The 17525-nt window shown below is 41.8% G+C and carries 12 protein-coding genes; 10 read left to right on the top strand and 2 right to left on the bottom strand.

The window, feature by feature from the left end; all coding sequences use genetic code 11:
• Nucleotides 1-2: 2 nt before the first annotated feature.
• The 8 genes from glgX (at nt 3) to rluF (ending at nt 11961) form a co-directional block, all read left to right on the top strand.
• Nucleotides 3-2054, top strand: a complete 2052-nt coding sequence (glgX, locus tag MHN81_RS08200) for a glycogen debranching protein GlgX (RefSeq protein ID WP_023397820.1) — start codon at nt 3-5, stop codon at nt 2052-2054.
• Nucleotides 2047-4530, top strand: coding sequence for a glycogen/starch/alpha-glucan phosphorylase (locus tag MHN81_RS08195; RefSeq protein ID WP_023397819.1), 2484 nt, complete (start codon nt 2047-2049; stop codon nt 4528-4530). Before glgX ends, MHN81_RS08195 begins: the two co-directional genes overlap by 8 nt.
• Nucleotides 4531-4560: 30 nt before the next feature.
• Nucleotides 4561-5859, top strand: coding sequence for a glucose-1-phosphate adenylyltransferase (glgC, locus tag MHN81_RS08190; protein WP_023397818.1), 1299 nt, complete (start codon nt 4561-4563; stop codon nt 5857-5859).
• Between the two features lie 9 nt (nt 5860-5868).
• On the top strand, nt 5869-7398 hold the full coding sequence (locus MHN81_RS08185) for a glycogen/starch synthase (protein WP_023397817.1): 1530 nt from the start codon (nt 5869-5871) through the stop codon (nt 7396-7398).
• 141 nt (nt 7399-7539) lie between these two features.
• Nucleotides 7540-8760 (top strand): HDOD domain-containing protein, encoded by a 1221-nt coding sequence (locus tag MHN81_RS08180; protein ID WP_023397816.1) that lies wholly within the window; start codon nt 7540-7542, stop codon nt 8758-8760.
• Complete coding sequence (locus tag MHN81_RS08175; protein ID WP_023397815.1) at nt 8757-9845, top strand: DUF418 domain-containing protein; 1089 nt, start codon at nt 8757-8759, stop codon at nt 9843-9845. The genes MHN81_RS08180 and MHN81_RS08175 overlap by 4 nt, the downstream gene beginning before the upstream one ends.
• A complete protein-coding gene (locus MHN81_RS08170) occupies nt 9846-10943 on the top strand; it encodes an ABC transporter substrate-binding protein (protein WP_239425497.1) in 1098 nt (365 codons plus the stop codon).
• A 112-nt stretch (nt 10944-11055) separates the two neighbouring features.
• The gene (gene rluF, locus MHN81_RS08165) at nt 11056-11961 is read left to right on the top strand and encodes a 23S rRNA pseudouridine(2604) synthase RluF (RefSeq protein ID WP_023397813.1); all 906 of its coding nucleotides are present in this window, start codon (nt 11056-11058) and stop codon (nt 11959-11961) included.
• 22 nt (nt 11962-11983) lie between these two features.
• Here the strand turns inward: rluF and MHN81_RS08160 are convergent, their stop codons facing one another.
• Nucleotides 11984-15049, bottom strand: coding sequence for an efflux RND transporter permease subunit (locus MHN81_RS08160; protein ID WP_023397812.1), 3066 nt, complete (start codon nt 15047-15049; stop codon nt 11984-11986).
• 2 nt (nt 15050-15051) lie between these two features.
• Nucleotides 15052-16131 (bottom strand): efflux RND transporter periplasmic adaptor subunit, encoded by a 1080-nt coding sequence (locus tag MHN81_RS08155; RefSeq protein ID WP_023397811.1) that lies wholly within the window; start codon nt 16129-16131, stop codon nt 15052-15054.
• A 107-nt stretch (nt 16132-16238) separates the two neighbouring features.
• On the opposite strand from MHN81_RS08155, the gene MHN81_RS08150 reads away from it, so the two are divergent.
• Nucleotides 16239-17132: a LysR family transcriptional regulator gene (locus MHN81_RS08150; protein ID WP_023397810.1), complete on the top strand. Its 894-nt coding sequence runs from the start codon at nt 16239-16241 to the stop codon at nt 17130-17132.
• Entirely contained in the window at nt 17122-17427 is a 306-nt protein-coding gene (locus MHN81_RS08145) for an MGMT family protein (RefSeq protein ID WP_023397809.1), read from the top strand. The genes MHN81_RS08150 and MHN81_RS08145 overlap by 11 nt, the downstream gene beginning before the upstream one ends.
• The last annotated feature ends 98 nt before the right edge of the window (nt 17428-17525 follow it).

Genomic DNA, 17525 nt, shown 5'->3' with positions numbered 1-17525 from the left:
CTATGCTTAGTTTCCAAAAAGGCTCAATGCTGCCATTGGGTAGCACTGTGAGCGAGAACGGCGTTAATTTTGCTGTGTATGCACCGCATGCACGAAGTGTATTGTTGTGTTTGTTTGATGACGCGGGGCGATGTGAGCAGCATCGTGTTGAAATGCATAGCCACGAGGGAGGTGTGTGGAGCATTTTCGTTGAGTCTTTGATTGAAGGAGCACTTTATGGCTATAGGACTGACGGGCAATATGAATTGTCTTCAGGCCTTTTTTTCAACATAAATAAGCTATTGCTTGATCCGTATGCGAAAGATTTTAGTGGTGATTTTACTTGGAGTGAACGTCATTATTGTCACCTTCCGGTAGGCGAGTTCAACACTTTAGACAATGCTATTGATATGCCTAAGAGTAAAGTGGTTAAAACAAGCCAATATAGCGGAACAAAGCCGAATATACCTTGGCAAAACTCGTTCATCTACGAGTGTCATGTCAAAGGTACTACACAGCTTCATCCTGCAATTGATAATGCAAAAAAAGGCAAATTTGCCGCGTTAGTTGACCCACAGTTTTTGCAACATTTAAAGCATTTAGGTGTAACCGCCATTGAATTGTTGCCTGTCCACGCTTTTGTCAGTGAGCAGTTTCTAACAACTAAAGGGCTTCAAAATTATTGGGGCTATAATACGCTGAGCTTTTTTGTTCCTCATAAGGCGTATTGCGTAGGCGGCAATGTTACCGAATTCACCGACATGGTTAAACAACTCCATGACAACAATATAGAAGTGATCATAGACGTAGTATATAACCATACGGCAGAGGGCGGAGTAGATGGCCCTATGCTCTCTTTTAAAGGGCTTCATAATAATGGTTATTATCGAACTTTAAGCTCGCCTGAATCAGTTTATATCAATGATACCGGGTGTGGGAATACCATTAATATTGATGATCCGATCACATTAAAGCTCGTAATGGATAGCCTTAGGTATTGGGTTGAAGTTATGGGGGTAGATGGTTTTAGGTTTGATTTAGCAACGATATTAGCGCGTACCGCTGATGGTTTTTCAAGCCGCCATTCATTTTTTCAAACAATTCACCAAGATCCTATTCTATCTACGGTAAAGCTCATAGCAGAGCCATGGGATGTGGGCCCTGGAGGGTATCAACTTGGAGCGTTTCCTGCCCCTTGGCGAGAATGGAATGATAAATACAGAGATGTAGTAAGGCGCTTCTGGCGTGGAGATAGTGGAACACTCCCCGAGCTTGCTAAACGTATCCATGGCTCCAATGATTTATTTGAGCACAATCAACGCGGGCCGCTCAACTCGATTAATTTCCTGACTAGCCATGATGGGTACAGTCTATCTGACTGGGTAAGTTATGAGCGCAAACATAATGAAGCCAATGGTGAGGGTAATCGAGATGGCCACAGCGAAAATTACTCATTTAATTGCGGGCATGAAGGCGAGACTGTCGACCCAGAAATATTAGCTTCACGTTACAAAATGCAAGTTAATGCGCTTGTCACCTTGCTAATGTCAAAAGGTGTTCCAATGATAGCGGCTGGTACTGAACTTAATCATAGCCAACAGGGTAACAATAACGCCTACTGCCAAGATAATGAAGTGAGTTGGTTGAACTGGTCTAATGTGGGTAGCCAACAGACACTAATAGAGCCTATTGCTCAATTAATAAAGCTAAGAAATAAACTGAGCGTCTTTGAGCATCCTTTTTTTGTGCATGCTGCAGATGAACGTTTCTCAGTCAAGTGGCTCAATAAAGAATCACAAGATATGAGTGAAAGCGACTGGCATGATGAAGATAACAAAACGCTGATGTATGTGCTTGCCGACAAGCTCAAGTCAAATGCGGTGATGGTGATATTAAATGCGGATACTGAGCATTTCACCATTACACTTCCACCTCCACCTTTTTCTAGTTGCTGGGAATGTGTTTTTTCGTCAGAGCCGCAGTCAGAGCGAAATGTGCTTCCTATCTCTATTTGTCTCACAGCACAGAGTGCTTGGGTACTTGTGTCAAACTTAGAGGAAAACACGAATGGCTGATAAAAAGTCTAATGTGTGTATTGTTAAACACTGGCAGGATGCGCCAAAACTCAACGAGAGTGCATTGGCGGATGATTTAAATCGACATTTCTATTATACCCTCGGTCGAGATCGAGTTGGTAAATCAAAACACTATCTGTTTCAAGCGCTGGCGTTGACGATTAGAGATAGGCTGGTTGCCCGGTGCAGAGCGACAAATCAGCATTTATCACAACAAAAAACGAAAAAAGCAGCTTATCTGTCACTAGAGTTTTTAATGGGACGTGCGTTGGGCAACGCAATTTTAAATTTAGACTTAGAAGAGCAGGTTCAATCAGCTTTGCAAGAATATGGCACGGAGCTGGAAGAGTTGGAGTCAGCCGAACATGATGCAGGACTCGGCAATGGTGGTTTAGGGCGTTTGGCGGCATGCTTTTTAGACAGTTGTGCCTCGCTAGCGCTACCGGTTGTTGGATATGGTATTCGCTATGAGTACGGCATGTTTAACCAGTCGATTGACCAAGGCGTGCAGATAGAGCAACCCGATAACTGGCTACGAGAAGGGCATCCATGGGAGCTCAGTGCTCCGGAGCAAGCAAAAGTAGTTAAGTTTTTTGGCAACGTAGAAATACATACAGACAAACATGGCCGCACTCATCATCAATGGGTCAACTCTCAAGATGTATTGGCCGTACCGTTTGATGTACCAATTCCTGGGTATCGCAATGGCGTAGTTAACACTCTTAGGTTGTGGAAATCTGAGGCCACAGACGAGTTCAACTTAAAAGAATTCAATGCAGGCAGTTATTCTGAGGCAGTCGCAAAGAAAAACTTAGCTGAGCAAATTACCATGGTGCTTTACCCAAATGATGCCAGCGAAAATGGTAAGGAATTGCGGTTACGTCAGCAGTACTTTCTATCTAGTGCGAGTTTACAAGATATTTTGCATCAGTGGACGGAGCAACACGGCACCGACTTTAGTGATTTTGCGCAATATCATGTGTTTCAGCTCAATGATACACACCCTAGTGTTGCGGTAGCTGAATTGATGCGTTTACTGCTCGATGAATATGAGCTCGAGTGGGATCAAGCTTGGAAAATAACAACGACGACGATGGCGTATACCAATCATACTCTATTACCAGAAGCACTTGAAAAGTGGTCGGTGTCTTTATTTAGTCGTTTATTGCCTCGGGTACTGGAAATAATTTATGAAATTAATGCACGTTTCTTGGCTGAAGTTGCACTTATGTGGCCAGGTGATGTTGAAAAGCAAAGACAGCTTTCGTTGATTGAAGAAGGACCAGAGCCACAAATTAGAATGGCTTATTTAGCGATTGTTGGCAGTTTTTCTGTTAATGGCGTTGCAGCGCTGCATACTGAATTGTTGAAATCAGGCTTGTTCAATACCTTTTACAATTTGTGGCCGAAAAAGTTCAACAACAAAACCAATGGCGTGACACCTAGGCGGTGGCTGGCACATTGCAATCCTAATCTCGCGCACTTAATTTCAGAAAAAATTGGTGACGGATGGCAAGCCGATTTTTCTGGCATAAGCGCAATTAGACGCTTTTACGACAAACCCGCATTTCATACGCAGTGGCAAAAAGTAAAACAGGGCAATAAAGCCAAGTTAGCTGAACTTGTTAAAGCGAGATGCGATGTGGAGTTTGACACCAGCATGTTGTTTGACGTTCAAGTAAAGCGCATTCATGAATATAAGCGTCAGCTGCTCAATATACTTCATGTTATCGCGCTGTATGATCAAATCCGTCGAGGTGACGTTAAAAACATTGTGCCAAGATGCGTTTTGTTTGGTGGTAAGGCTGCGCCTGGGTATTACATGGCCAAGTTAATCATCAAGCTTATTAATAATGTCGCAAACGTTGTCAACAAAGACAGCGCAGCCAGACCATATCTGAGGGTTGCATTTTTACCAAACTACAACGTAACCGCGATGGAGACCATTTGCGCTGCGACGGATCTTTCACAACAAATATCTACAGCAGGTAAAGAAGCGAGCGGCACCGGAAACATGAAGTTTATGATGAATGGTGCCATCACTATTGGGACTTTGGATGGTGCCAATATTGAGATACGCGAACAGGTTGGCGATGATAACTTCTTTTTGTTTGGGGTAACCGCTGAGCAGGCTAACCAAGTACGGCAGCACTACGATCCTAAAGCTATCATAGAGGGATTCGAGCCACTCAAAAATACTATGAAGTTACTTGAAAGCGGTTATTTTAATTTATTTGAGCCCAATATTTTCAACGATATTATCGCTTCGATTACCTGTCCAAATGATCCTTGGTTGGTCGCACAAGACTTTGAAAGCTATTTCGAAGCACAGCAGCGAGCAGCGCAAAGTTATACAAATAAAACACTGTGGAATCGTATGAGTATTCTAAATACAGCAGCTAGTGGGACATTTTCTAGCGACCGTACTATTTCTCAATACAGCGAAGAGATTTGGCGATTAAAACCAATGCAGTAGCCGCCATGAACATAAATATGGAGATAAGAAATGCCGAGTTATGCAAACCGTTATATAAGTAACCTGACAAGAGATACCTATGCTCTGATCCTTGCGGGTGGGCGTGGCAGTCGGTTGCACGAATTAACCGACTGGCGTGCTAAGCCAGCGGTATACTTTGGTGGTAAGCACAGAATAATTGATTTTCCTTTGTCTAATTGTATCAACTCCGGGATCCGCCGGGTAGGTATTGCTACACAATACAAGTCTCACTCACTGATTAGGCATGTAAATAGAGCGTGGGGACACTTTAAAAAAGAGTTAGGGGAGTCTGTTGAAATTTTGCCAGCTTCTCAACGTTATGGTGATGAGTGGTATTGTGGGACGGCTGATGCGGTGTTTCAGAACATGGACATAATACGTCATGAACTGCCTAAATATGTGATGATTTTATCAGGCGACCATGTTTATCGGATGGATTATGGTGCGCTGATCGCAAAACATGTTGAAACGGGCGCTGATATGACGGTTTGCTGCATCGAAGTAGATTGTGATGAAGCGGCAAACACGTTTGGTGTTATGACTGTCGATGAGGGTAAACGAGTTCGTCGTTTTGATGAAAAGCCTGCTGAGCCGACTTCTATTCCAGGCAAACCGGGCACTTGTTTAGCTTCAATGGGCAATTATGTATTCAACACAGAGTTTTTGTTTGAACAATTGAAAAGAGATGCGCAAAGGGAAGGGTCTGGAAGAGATTTTGGGCATGATATAATTCCGTCGATTATTGAAGAGCACAATGTATATGCGTTTCCATTTAGAGATCCCAGTCACCCAGGTCAGCCATATTGGCGAGATGTCGGGACCATAGACTCATTTTGGGAAGCAAACATGGAGCTTGTTTCGGTTCAGCCCCAGCTTGATCTCTATGACCCGTCTTGGCCAATTTGGACATATCAAGAGCAGCTTCCTCCTGCAAAATTTATTTTTGATGATGAAAATAGACGTGGCATGGCGGTTGACTCTACGGTATCAGGTGGATGTATAATTTCAGGCTCGGTTGTTCGTAAATCTCTATTATTTTCAAATGTTCATGTTCACTCTTATTGTGAAATTGAAGGTGCAGTTGTACTCCCAGGTGTTAAAATAAACCGCCATTGTAGAATTAAAAATGCCATCATAGATCGAAGCTGTGAAATACCAACGGGGATGAGGATAGGCTTTGATCCTGAGGAAGATCGCAGTAATGGCTTTAGAGTTTCTAACAAAGGTATTGTTCTTGTAACAAGAGATATGCTTGTAGCTTTGCAAGCAAGTCAAAAGCCGAAAGAATCGAGTTTGCAAAGCGCTTAAGGTTGAGTTATGCATGTAGTGATGGTGGCAGCTGAAAATGACAGGTTGCCAAATTGCAAGGTCGGGGGAGTCGCTGATGTTATTCGCGACGTCCCCTATGCTTTGTCGCGTATAAATATAAATACATCCGTTATTGTGCCAGATTATGGCCAAGCTGCTATGGAGCGCCAGTTTGTCGCAGACATTGCGGTGCCTTTTAAACAGCATCTTGAAACAGCTGTTTTGTGGCAAGTAGAAAAGAGTGATGGGGTTATACAATATGTTATCTCTCATTCTCTTTTCTCGGAGCATGGCGGGGCTATCTATTGTAATGATAGAGACAGGCCATTTCACACAGACGCCAACAAATTTGCATTTTTTAGTGCAGCCGTGTGCGAAGTGATTGAACATGGGTTTATTGGTGATGTAGATGTCTTACATTTGCATGATTGGCACGCAGCTTGTGTCGCTGTATTACGTCAATTTAGTCCTAGGTTTAACCTTCTCAAACAGATAAAAACTGTCTTCACAGTGCATAATCTCGCTTTGCAAGGAGTAAGGCCTTTTAGTGGAGATGAGTCGAGTCTAGAGGCTTGGTTCCCAACAATGAGTTATGACGGACAGCAAATTTGTGACCACCTTTACCCCCATTGTTTTAACCCAATGAGGGCTGCGATTAGCCTTGTCGATAAAGTACATCTAGTTTCACCGACTTACCGTGAGGAAGTACAGAAAAGCAGCGACCATCAGGCTGGTTTTTTTGGGGGAGAAGGTCTAGAACATGATATGCAAATTGCTGCAAGTCAAAATAAACTTATCGGAATTTTGAACGGTTGTGAGTACGAACATACGCCTCTGGATCCAAATTGGGGCGACTTGATGAACAGTGCCGAGGCAAATATTTTCAATTGGATGGCAAAAACATCTGAATTGAAAAGTGTCTATTACATTGCCCATCAGCGGATCCTCGCGTGGCGGAATAACCCTTGTACTGGCCCTCTAGTTACCAGTATTGGGCGATTAACGGATCAGAAAGTGTTATTACTAAAGCAAATGGTTGGCAGTGAAATGGCGCTGGATCAGATTGCTAAATCTCTACACGAACAACAGGGTCGAATAATCATTCTTGGCTCTGGAGACCATGAGTTGGAATATTTATTTTCTCAAGTTATGGCTCGCAATGAAAATGTGCTTTACTTAAACGGGTATGGGCATGATGTTGGCGATTTGATGTATGAGTTGGGTGATCTATTCTTAATGCCAAGTTCGTTTGAGCCCTGTGGTATTAGCCAAATGCTGGCGATGAGAGCCGGGCAACCCTGCCTAGTAAATTCTGTCGGAGGGCTTGCTGATACTGTATCAGACAATGAAAGCGGATTTGTATTTTGTGGAGAAAATATCCAACAGCAAGTTGATAACCTAATAAATAGATTTAAAGCTTGTATTGATGTATTTATTCACCACAGAGAAGAGTATAATAGGATTGCTACATGCGCATCTCAAAGAAGGTTTACATGGGATCAAAGCGCAATTCAGTACAAGGAAAATTTATATGAGTAGGGTAACCTACTCATCCTAGTGTTGTGATCTAGTACTTTAATGTTTTAGTTTTATTTTATTTATCGGAATTTCGGGTTAAAATAATTAAAAAGAATAGAACAAAAGTGCTGTTAATTTAACAGTATAGCTAGGAGCGATGATTTGAAAGTGTTTGTGGCCCGACAGGCCATTTTTAATCGCAAAAAGCACGTAGTAGCTTATGAGCTATTGTTTCGTGATGGCACCAAAAACAGCTTTCCTAATGTCGCTGAAAACGCTGCTACAGCAAAGTTAATTATGGATAACCAACTAAACCTTGGTACTCGTTATCTGACATCGGGAAAAAAAGCACTCATAAACATAGGAGAAGACTCTTTAAATCAAGAGCTTGCACAGTTTTTACCCGCTGATGATGTTATCTTAGAGCTATTAGAAACTATCCCACCAACTAGCGCAAATTATGAAAAAGTGAGGCAACTTTTCCATAGTAACTATCGTTTAGCGTTGGATGATTTCAACTATTCAAAAGAGTGGGAGCCATTCTTAAAACTGGCTAGGCTTGTTAAGTTTGATTTAGTTGAAACACCCCTAGAGCAAATTGAGCCCTTGGTAAATCAGCTTAAAAAGCGAAAAAATTTAAAGCTGCTGGCTGAAAAAGTAGAGACTGAAGAAGAGTTTATAACTGCCCGTAACATGGGATTTAGCTTTTTTCAGGGATACTTTTTCGCAAAGCCGACGATGATTGCGCAAAATGATATTGAAATAAACTATGCGATAGTTATGCTGATTTACGCAGAAGCATTAAAACCCAATATGAATATACCCAAAATTGCAGAGTTGTTTGCGCAAGACACTGCGCTTGCCTACAAATTGCTCAGGCTAATTAATTCGGGTGTATTTCCAATTAAAAACCGCATTGAATCTTTAAAGCAGGCACTAGTATATCTAGGCCATGAGCGCATTATTAAATTTGTAAATTTAATAATGACAGCGCATGTAGCGGAGACAAAACCAACAGAGCTCACTCGATTGAGTATTGTTCGCTCAAGGTTTTGTGAATTATTGAGCCGGCAGGTTGCACCTTCTCTTACAAGTATGAGCTTTTTAACCGGGTTGTTTTCGTTGCTTGATGCAATTTTAGATAAACCAATGGACGTCGTAGTTGAGCGTTTACCTTTTCCTGAACTACTTAGAGATGCACTAGTAGGTGAGCCTAATACACTGTTCTATATATTAAATATAGTAAAAGCATATGAGAGTGGCAGCTGGTGGGCGATGCAAGAGGCGTGCACAATGCTAAATATATCTGATGAAAACTTGCCTGAATTTCACGCTCAGGCTGTGAGTTGGGCAGACATGTATCGTGAACATGTCTATTCATGAGCAGAGTAGAGTCTATTGATGTGTTAAGAGGTTTGGCACTATTAGGCTTGCCTCTTACAAATTTGATATATATGGCTAATTTTACATCTGGCTCTGTAGCAGATAGCAGTGACAAGCTAGGAGCTAGTTTAAGCTTTGCAGTCGACGTTTTGGCTCACGGTCGATTTAGAACTATTTTTAGTATTCTTTTTGGTTTGTCACTGTGCTTATTTTACGAAAAGTACGGCCCTCAGTGCATTGCAAAAATGAGAAACAGATTATTTGTATTAGGCGTATTTGGTTGTGTTCATGGGTTTGTTTTGTGGCCTGGTGATATCTTATTAAACTATTCAATATCTGGCTTATTACTTTTATATGTATTGCGATTAGACAACACCACACTGGTAAAGCTTGCTGTTTGCGCCGTATTAATACCAATTTTTATTCTTATGCTGCTTATCTATCAAAGTGGGGGCGTAGACTTTGCTGAACCAACTCATGTTGATATGGCGCCATATGGTTTCTTTGAACTACTGGAATTCAATTTTTATAATTACTTAGGCATGTTGGCGCTATTACCGACCATAACTCTGTGGTATATATTTGGTTTGATGGTAATAGGTGTGTTGGTTTACCGTGCTTATTGGCAAGGGAATGGCGGTTTGTCGACACCTTTTAGCCTCTTGGTGCTCATACCACTTTCAATCTTTGGCTCAGTTTGGGCTCGTTTGACATTTACAGAAAGCGAAAGCCTCATTTTTGACCTATTTAATTGGCTGTTCGCCATCCCATGTAGTATTGCTCTTGTATGTATTGGCCTGAACCATAGTGAGCAGATTTCAAAGCGGCGCTCTATATTATCGGCTGTGGGTCGATTCTCACTCTCATTGTATTTATTGCAGTCAGTGATAGGGGTGTGGTTGTTTCAATTTGCTTACCCTATGTGGAGAACTAATTTCACTCAAACAGACTATTTTTTGCTTTTTATTGGTTTGGCTATTCTACAATTAGCATTAGTGTGGTGGTTTCGAAGAAACGCCATCAGAGGGCCTGCTGAGATAGTGTTTGCCAATTGTCAGGGTTATTTGAATAAAAGAGAGTCATAAATGTCGTCGATTAAAGTTGTGTTTCTGTTACTTGTGATGACGTGGTCTTGGACGTCTATGGCCAAGAACAATTTTTCAGTGTTGTTCGTTAATCCATCCTTAGAAGGAGAACCTTTTTGGGGAAAAGTACAAAAAATAACGGAAGAGGCAGCTGCCCAGCTAGACATAAATATTGATGTAATTTACGGGGAGGGTAATCGCCATATACAGTTGGCTGAGCTAAAAAAGTATTTGGATTATCGGGCAAGTCCAGACTACGTCATTCTGATGCTGTATCCCGGCGGAGCGGAACAAACTTTGACTATGCTCAATAACTATGGGATCAAGTTCATTACCCTTGAGCAAACAATAACGGGATTAGAAAAAGAAGAAATAGGCCTGCCCAAAAAGCGATTTGAACACTGGCTAGGTGAAGTATATTTTGATAACTATCAAGCAGGCTATGATTTGGCACGCGCACTGCATCTCAGTGTTGTTGCTGGTGGTCATAAAGGTCAGGTCAATGGGTTGGCGATAAATGGCCACTATGGCAGTGAATCTGATAAGCGAAATCAGGGAGCGGCTGCTTATTTTCGAGAACATAAAATCAATTTACAACAAACTGTGCACGCCAGCTGGTCTAAAGAGCAAGCTTATTCGAAAACGAAGCGATTGTTCAAACGCTACCCTGAAACGCACTTAATATGGAGTGCATCAGATCTAATGGCAATGGGTGCACAAACTGCGGTTAGGCAGTTGGTCAAAGACCGCTCCAAAAAGGTGGCTATTGGCGGCTTTGATTGGCTATCTGATAGTTTATCGTTAATTGATGAGGATATATTGAGTGCTTCTGTCGGGGGGCACTTTATGATGGGCGGATGGGCACTTGTCTCTTTATTTGACTTTCACCATGGCGTCCCATATTGGCTTACAAACAGCGCAATTACTTTTAAGTTATCATCAATTACCAAAGAAAACGTGAATGAGTATTTGTGGATATCCACAACCCCGGATTGGTCAAAAGTAAATTATAAGAGTTTAAGTATTTTAGATACAAAGATTAAAGAGTACGACTTTTCACCAAATCAATTGCGCCAAAGAGCGGAAACAATCAAATAGTGCTTGGATACTTAGCATAAAAGGGTTTCAAGCGCGTCACGTCTGAGCTATGTGATTCATTTTATGTTTGAATCGTTATACAATTATGTTTTTTTAGAACATTGAGAATGGCGTGGATACACCAAAACGATTAAACAAGTATATCAGTGAGACCGGGTTTTGCAGCCGAAGAGAAGCCGATACTCTCATCAGTGATGGCAGAGTTTCAGTCAATGGGCAGGTTGCTGAAATGGGGTTGAAAGTAACTGATTCCGATAATATTTTGGTTGACAACAAGCCGTTAAAATCCAAACCAAAGCGTGTTTATATCGCCTATAACAAGCCCGTTGGTGTTACGTGTACTACTGAGCGTAAGATAAAAAGCAACATCGTTAATGCGATAAATTATCCAGAGCGAATTTTCCCTATAGGCCGATTAGATAGGCCTTCAGAAGGATTGATCTTTCTTACCAATGAAGGAGATATCGTTAACAAAATATTGCGCGCAGGAAATAACCATGAGAAAGAGTATATTGTCACGGTTGATAAAGCCATCGACGATAAGTTTATACATGGCATGCGCTCAGGAGTGCCGATCCTTGGTACGGTAACAAAAAAATGCTTTGTTAAGAAAACAGGGGCCAAGAAATTCACCATTACATTAACGCAAGGCTTGAACAGACAAATCCGTCGTATGTGTGAATATTTTGGCTATGAAGTGCAGACACTTAAACGTGTTAGGATCATGAATGTCAACCTGAATGGACTAAGGGCTGGCGAATGGCGACATTTAAGTGAGGCTGAAATGGCTGAAATAAATGCATCGATTGAAGGATCATCAAAAACAGAAGAAGCGTCCGTTGATGACAAAAAAAGAGCTGGCTCAAAAGAAAAGTTCGCTCCAAAGCGTAATTCAGACAATCAACGAACGAAAGATAAAACTAGGCAAGCTCGACCTGAAAAAGGAAAACGTAAACCGGGCAAAAAGCCTGAAAGAGTGAAAGGAACACTTTCTCTAAACAAAAAAAATGGCCGCTAATGCGGCCATTTTCATGATTCAGTTATGCTGTTGTAGGTGCTTTAATTTTAAATACTAAGCAATAAACTACAGGGATAACGATGAGCGTTAAAATTGTAGCAAACCCTAACCCAAACATGATTGTTACGGCCATAGACTTAAAGAACACATCAAATAGCAGTGGGATCATACCAAGTATGGTGGTGATTGCGGCCATTGAAACAGGCCTCACACGGCTAACGCCAGAATCAAAGACGGCTTGATATGGCGCTTTTCCACTATCTACTTCAAGATTGATTTGATCCATTAAAACAATCCCGTTTTTAATTAACATACCTGACAGGCTCAACAACCCTAATAGAGCCATAAAGCTAAAGGGGGCTTGGAATACCACTAACCCTGCGGTTACACCAATAATTGCCAGAGGCACGGTGCTCCATATTACTAGAGGCTTTTTGATTGAATTAAATAGTAATACGGTGATCATAAACATACTTAGATAGCCAAGAGGTAACGAACCGAATATTGCAGTCTGTGCTTTGGAGGAAGACTCATACTCGCCACCCCATTCCATTTTGTAGCCGACAGGGAGCTCTATTGCTTCAATATCTCCCTTAATGCGTGCAAAGAGCTTGGCTGGCGTTTCATTGCCAATAACATCGTGATCAGCCATAACGGTAATGGTGCGTTTTCTATCTCGGCGCATGATTAAACTGTCTTCCCACACAACCTCAAATTTGTCGACAATCTGGCTCACAGGTACATACACGTTTAATACCGGACTAAACACCTGTAGATCTTGCAAACTTTCAACACTGTATCGCTCCGCCTCTGGCGAGCGAGCAACAATTGGTAGCATTTGCGTACCGTCTCGGTATAAGCCAACTTGCTTACCAGAGACACTAGTGAGCAGGAGCTGATCTAAATCAGACTTACTGATCCCTAATCGACGTGCTTTTTGCTCATTGAAGACCGGTTGTAATACCTTGCTACGCTGTCGCCAGTCGTCCTTAATGCTGTGCGCACCAGTGTCTTTCGCTAAGATAGATTTCGCTTCATTGGCCAGTTGGCGCAATACGACAGGGTCCGGTCCAGAAAATCTAGCTTCAATTTTGGCATCGGTAGAAGGGCCAATTTCCATGCGTTTGATTTTTAATTGCCCATCTAACTCATTTTCAGCACTAAAGTGGCGGACTTTAGCAATCATGTCAGTGACGTCTTCGCGGGTCTTAACACGAATAATGAGCTGACCATAAGCGTCATATTGCTTTTCTGGACTGTATGTCAGCATAAACCTTGGCGCACCTTGGCCAACAGTTGCCGTCACATCTGTAACTGCATCATGGCGCTTTAAGAAAGCTTCAAGCTTCTTAACATTTTCAGATGTTGAACGAATATCGGCGCCTTGGTAATTCCAGTAATCGACATAAAACATGGGCGTATTCGATGCAGGGAAGAATGATTGTTTAACCGATTTGAATCCGACAACCGAACTGCCTAATAAAGCGACCATGAAGATGACTGTGGTCCATCTGTAACGCAGACTGAAGCCCAACAAGGCTTTGTAGGCTGTAAAAATCGCGCCTTGGTACGGATCGCTTTGTTGCGTGCTTTCCCCGGTTTTGATTTCTTCTTTGAACAACATATTCGCAAAAAATGGCGTAAGCGTGATGGCTGTAACCCAGCTTAAAAGCAGTGAAATGAATAGAACCCAAAACAGAGAGCCTGCAAACTCTCCGCTGGCATCGGAACTTAAGCCTATCGGTGCAAACGCGGTGATACCAATTACCGTCGCACCTAGCAGTGGCCACTTGGTTTGCTCAACAATATTTACAGCCGCTTTAATTTTTGTTTGACCGCGCTTGAGGTTTATCAGGATACCTTCGGTGATCACGATTGCATTATCGACTAGCATGCCGAGGGCGATAATAAGCGCGCCAAGTGAGATACGTTGCAAATCAATTGCAAACAATTTCATAAAGATAAATGTGCCAAGCACGGTCAGCAGTAAAATACCACCAATTAAAATACCGCTTTTAACGCCCATAAAAATGAGCAGTACTATGATAACAATCGCGACCGCTTCAAGTAAGCTGACGATAAATCCGTCAACTGACTTTTTAACTTCAGCTGGTTGGTTATAAACACTATTTATTTCAATACCATATGGTTTTTGGTATTCGAGCTCAGCTAACCTTTTATTGATAGCTATGCCGACATCAACCACGTTTACACCTGATGTAAATGAAATACCAACCAACAGGGCTCTGTTGTTGTTAAAACGAGTAATATGATTTGGTACTTCTTGATACTCTCTTGAAACAGTAGCGACATCACCTAGATAGATCAGTTCTCTCGCGCCAGGCTGAGAAATGAGCAGGTTTTCCAGCTCAGATACATCAGAAAACTCACCTGTAGGGTGGAGGCGTATAGACTCGTTACCAACTCGTATTTTTCCCGCATTGGACACTGTGTTTTGAGTTTGCAGCAGTGAAAAAATATGATTCGGCGAAATACCTAGTTGCGACATTTTCTGTGTGGATATTTCAACGATCACTTGGGCTTGTTGCTCACCAGCGACTGTTACTTTGCTCACACCATCCACTAAAACTAACTCGCGGCGTAAAAAATCTACATAATCTTTTAACTCGTCATAGGTATAGCCGGCCCCTGTTACGCCATACAACATGCCATATACATCGGCAAAGTCATCCATTATTGTTGGCGGCTGAACACCCGCAGGCAGGCGCGGGCTGAGGTCATTAATTTTTCGTCTTAGCTCATCCCATATTTGTTTGAGATCTTCCTTACGATAAGTACTTTTCATCTCAACAGAAATTTGCGACTTTCCAGGAGATGAAATTGAAGTTACGTAATCGACATATGGCAGACTTTGTATTGCATTTTCAATGGGGTATGTAACTTCTTCTTCGACTTGTTGTGGTGATGCACCTGGGTAGACGGTTATCACCATAGCTTTTTTAAGTGTAAATTCAGGGTCTTCTAATTGCCCAAGGCCAAAGTAAGACACGGCACCCGCTGCAAATAGCAATACAGCGAACATCGCACTAATGACCTTATTTTCGATTGACCAACTTGCTAAGCTCATAATTATAAGCCTCGCTCTTTAGTCCAAGGTCTCACTTTCAGGTTTTCTTTAAGGTAATGTACGCCAGCCGCAACCACAATCTCACCCGCCTCTAACCCAGACACAACTTCAATGCTGGATTCTCGCATTTCACCCAGCTTAATATGGCGCTTTGTGACAGTGCTTGTTTCAGAGTTATAGACCCAAACATAATGATTGTTGTCGATTTTTTCATTTTGAACAGAAAACACCGCTTCATTTGGAATTAACAGCGTTTTCTTTTGCAGATTCATCACTTTGCTTGGGTCAATATATACGTGGCCTGTCATGCCCGCAAACAGGTTGAAGTCTTCAGGGATCGGTAAAGAAAATACGACTTTATAAGTTAGAGTTACCGGATCTGCTTGTGTATCCCACTCCTTGATAGTAAGTGTATATGATTTATCAGGAAACCCGTCAAATACAACGGTTGGATGATAATCTAGATCTTTATTAACACGGGCAACTAGTTTTTCAGGTACTTGAATCACGACATCCATACGGTCACGCGTCTCAAGCCTCAAGATGTTTTGCTTTGCGACTATATTTTCAAAGTTTTTAACAAATACTTTTGCGACTGTGCCATCAAAAGGAGCTCGAAGCTCGCTATTTTCTAAATTTGTTTGCGCTATTCGGTATGCAGATTCAGTTACTTGTTTATTTGCAAGGGCCTGATCGTATTCGGCTTTACTTGCAGTAGATTTGTTAAATAGAGATTCAATTCTATTCAATTGCAGTGCTGCAAGTTCGTATTGTGCTTTACGTTGTTGAAACTGTAGCTCAAAATCTTCGGGATCTAATTTAGCCAGTAATTGCCCTTTTTTAACCTCTTGCCCAGCTAAGATTGGGAAGTCGATCAATTCGCCATTAACGCGAAAAGCAAGGTATGACCCTTGGTTGGCAACGACTTCAGCAGGAAAGTGCCTGAGAGTTGCAGCAGCTGGATCACTGACTGTATGCAATTTTACAGGCCTAACCAAGTCTTCAGTAGGTGATTGGATAACTTCATCTTGGCAGGCGCCAAGTAAAAGTGCGGATGATAATACGAGTACGCGTTTGAACACTTAAGTTACTCCGAAATGTATGACTCCTAAGATAATGTAGTGCAGGATATATAAAATAGTACTAAAATAAAAATTATAAATAATTAGGGTTTTAATAAATAAAGTTTATGAAGTTGTCAGATTTAGAAGTACTTCACGTTGTGGCGCATTCTCAAAGTCTTAATGATGCTGCCAAACGATTGTTCAAAACACAGCCAGCCGTAACTCAGGCCCTAAAACGGTTAAGCACTGAACTGGGCTTTCCACTGGTTACGCGAGAAGAGTACCGCATTAAATTAACAGAGCAGGGAGCGAGATTTTATAAAGAGGCTGTTAAATTAATTGAACACCATGAGAATCTCAAAGCAATGGCCGCGGACTTTGCGCAAGGGAATGAGCCTAAATTTAATATCTGTTATGAGGCAATGAGTTATGACTACAATTGCAATGAATTGATAAAAAAAACCTTCAGACAGTTTCCTTCAACAGCGTTTGAGATCACAAGCGGAAAGCGATTTGTCGCTCTAGATAGAGTCAATCAAGGGATATCTGATATTGGAGTTGGCCCATGGTTTAATTTGTTCCATGCAACGGGAGATTTGGAGTCGGTTGCAATTGGTGAAGTAACTCTTGGGTTAGTCGCTAAAAAGGGGTTGATACCCAACAAGCTAACATTTGATGAGTTAAACCAATATCCCTGCTTAGCGATGACAGAAAGTGGTTTTGAATTTGACAGCGATCGCCTAGAGTATTCTAAAAGTCGCAGTGTTATGAAGTTAGATGATATCGCAACCATTAAAATGTTTCTTTTACAAGGCATGGGTTTTGCGATCGTGACGCTAAATCATTGCGAAAAAGAGCTCGAGCAAGGGCTTTTGGAACAGATCAGGGTGTCTGATAAGCAAGATCAGTTTACCGTTGATATTCATGCATTTAGACGGCACTTGCCACATCAAGGCTCGGTGGCTCAGTATCTATGGGCAGGGTTTAAAGAGTTAGGTAAGCAATACAGTGAACGATGAATTTAAACAAAATGTGTATACATTAATAGGTGCAATTCCGCAGGGGCAGGTAGCGACTTACGGGCAGATCGCAAAGCTGGCAGGTGCGCCTAAACATGCCAGAGCTGTTGGCTATTTACTGAAAAAATTGCCAAAGGACAGCACGCTCCCCTGGCATAGAGTGATAAATAGCCAAGGCAAGATCTCGTTTCCTCTTGATAGCGACAAATTTCAGACTCAAAGCACAAAGCTACAAGCTGAGGGCGTTGCGGTAACTTCAGGGCGTGTTGCACTTAAAAAATACCTTTGGCGCTGATTGTTATCTCTAAAAAGCACATGTGACGGGAAATTTCAAACTTTGAGTTGATCGGATTTTAGCTAGGAGGCGTAAAAACACTTAGAAATTAACATGAC

Source organism: Pseudoalteromonas sp. Of7M-16, from assembly GCF_022347805.1.
Lineage (GTDB): Bacteria > Pseudomonadota > Gammaproteobacteria > Enterobacterales > Alteromonadaceae > Pseudoalteromonas > Pseudoalteromonas luteoviolacea_F.
This window is presented reverse-complemented; position numbering and strand designations above follow the sequence as displayed.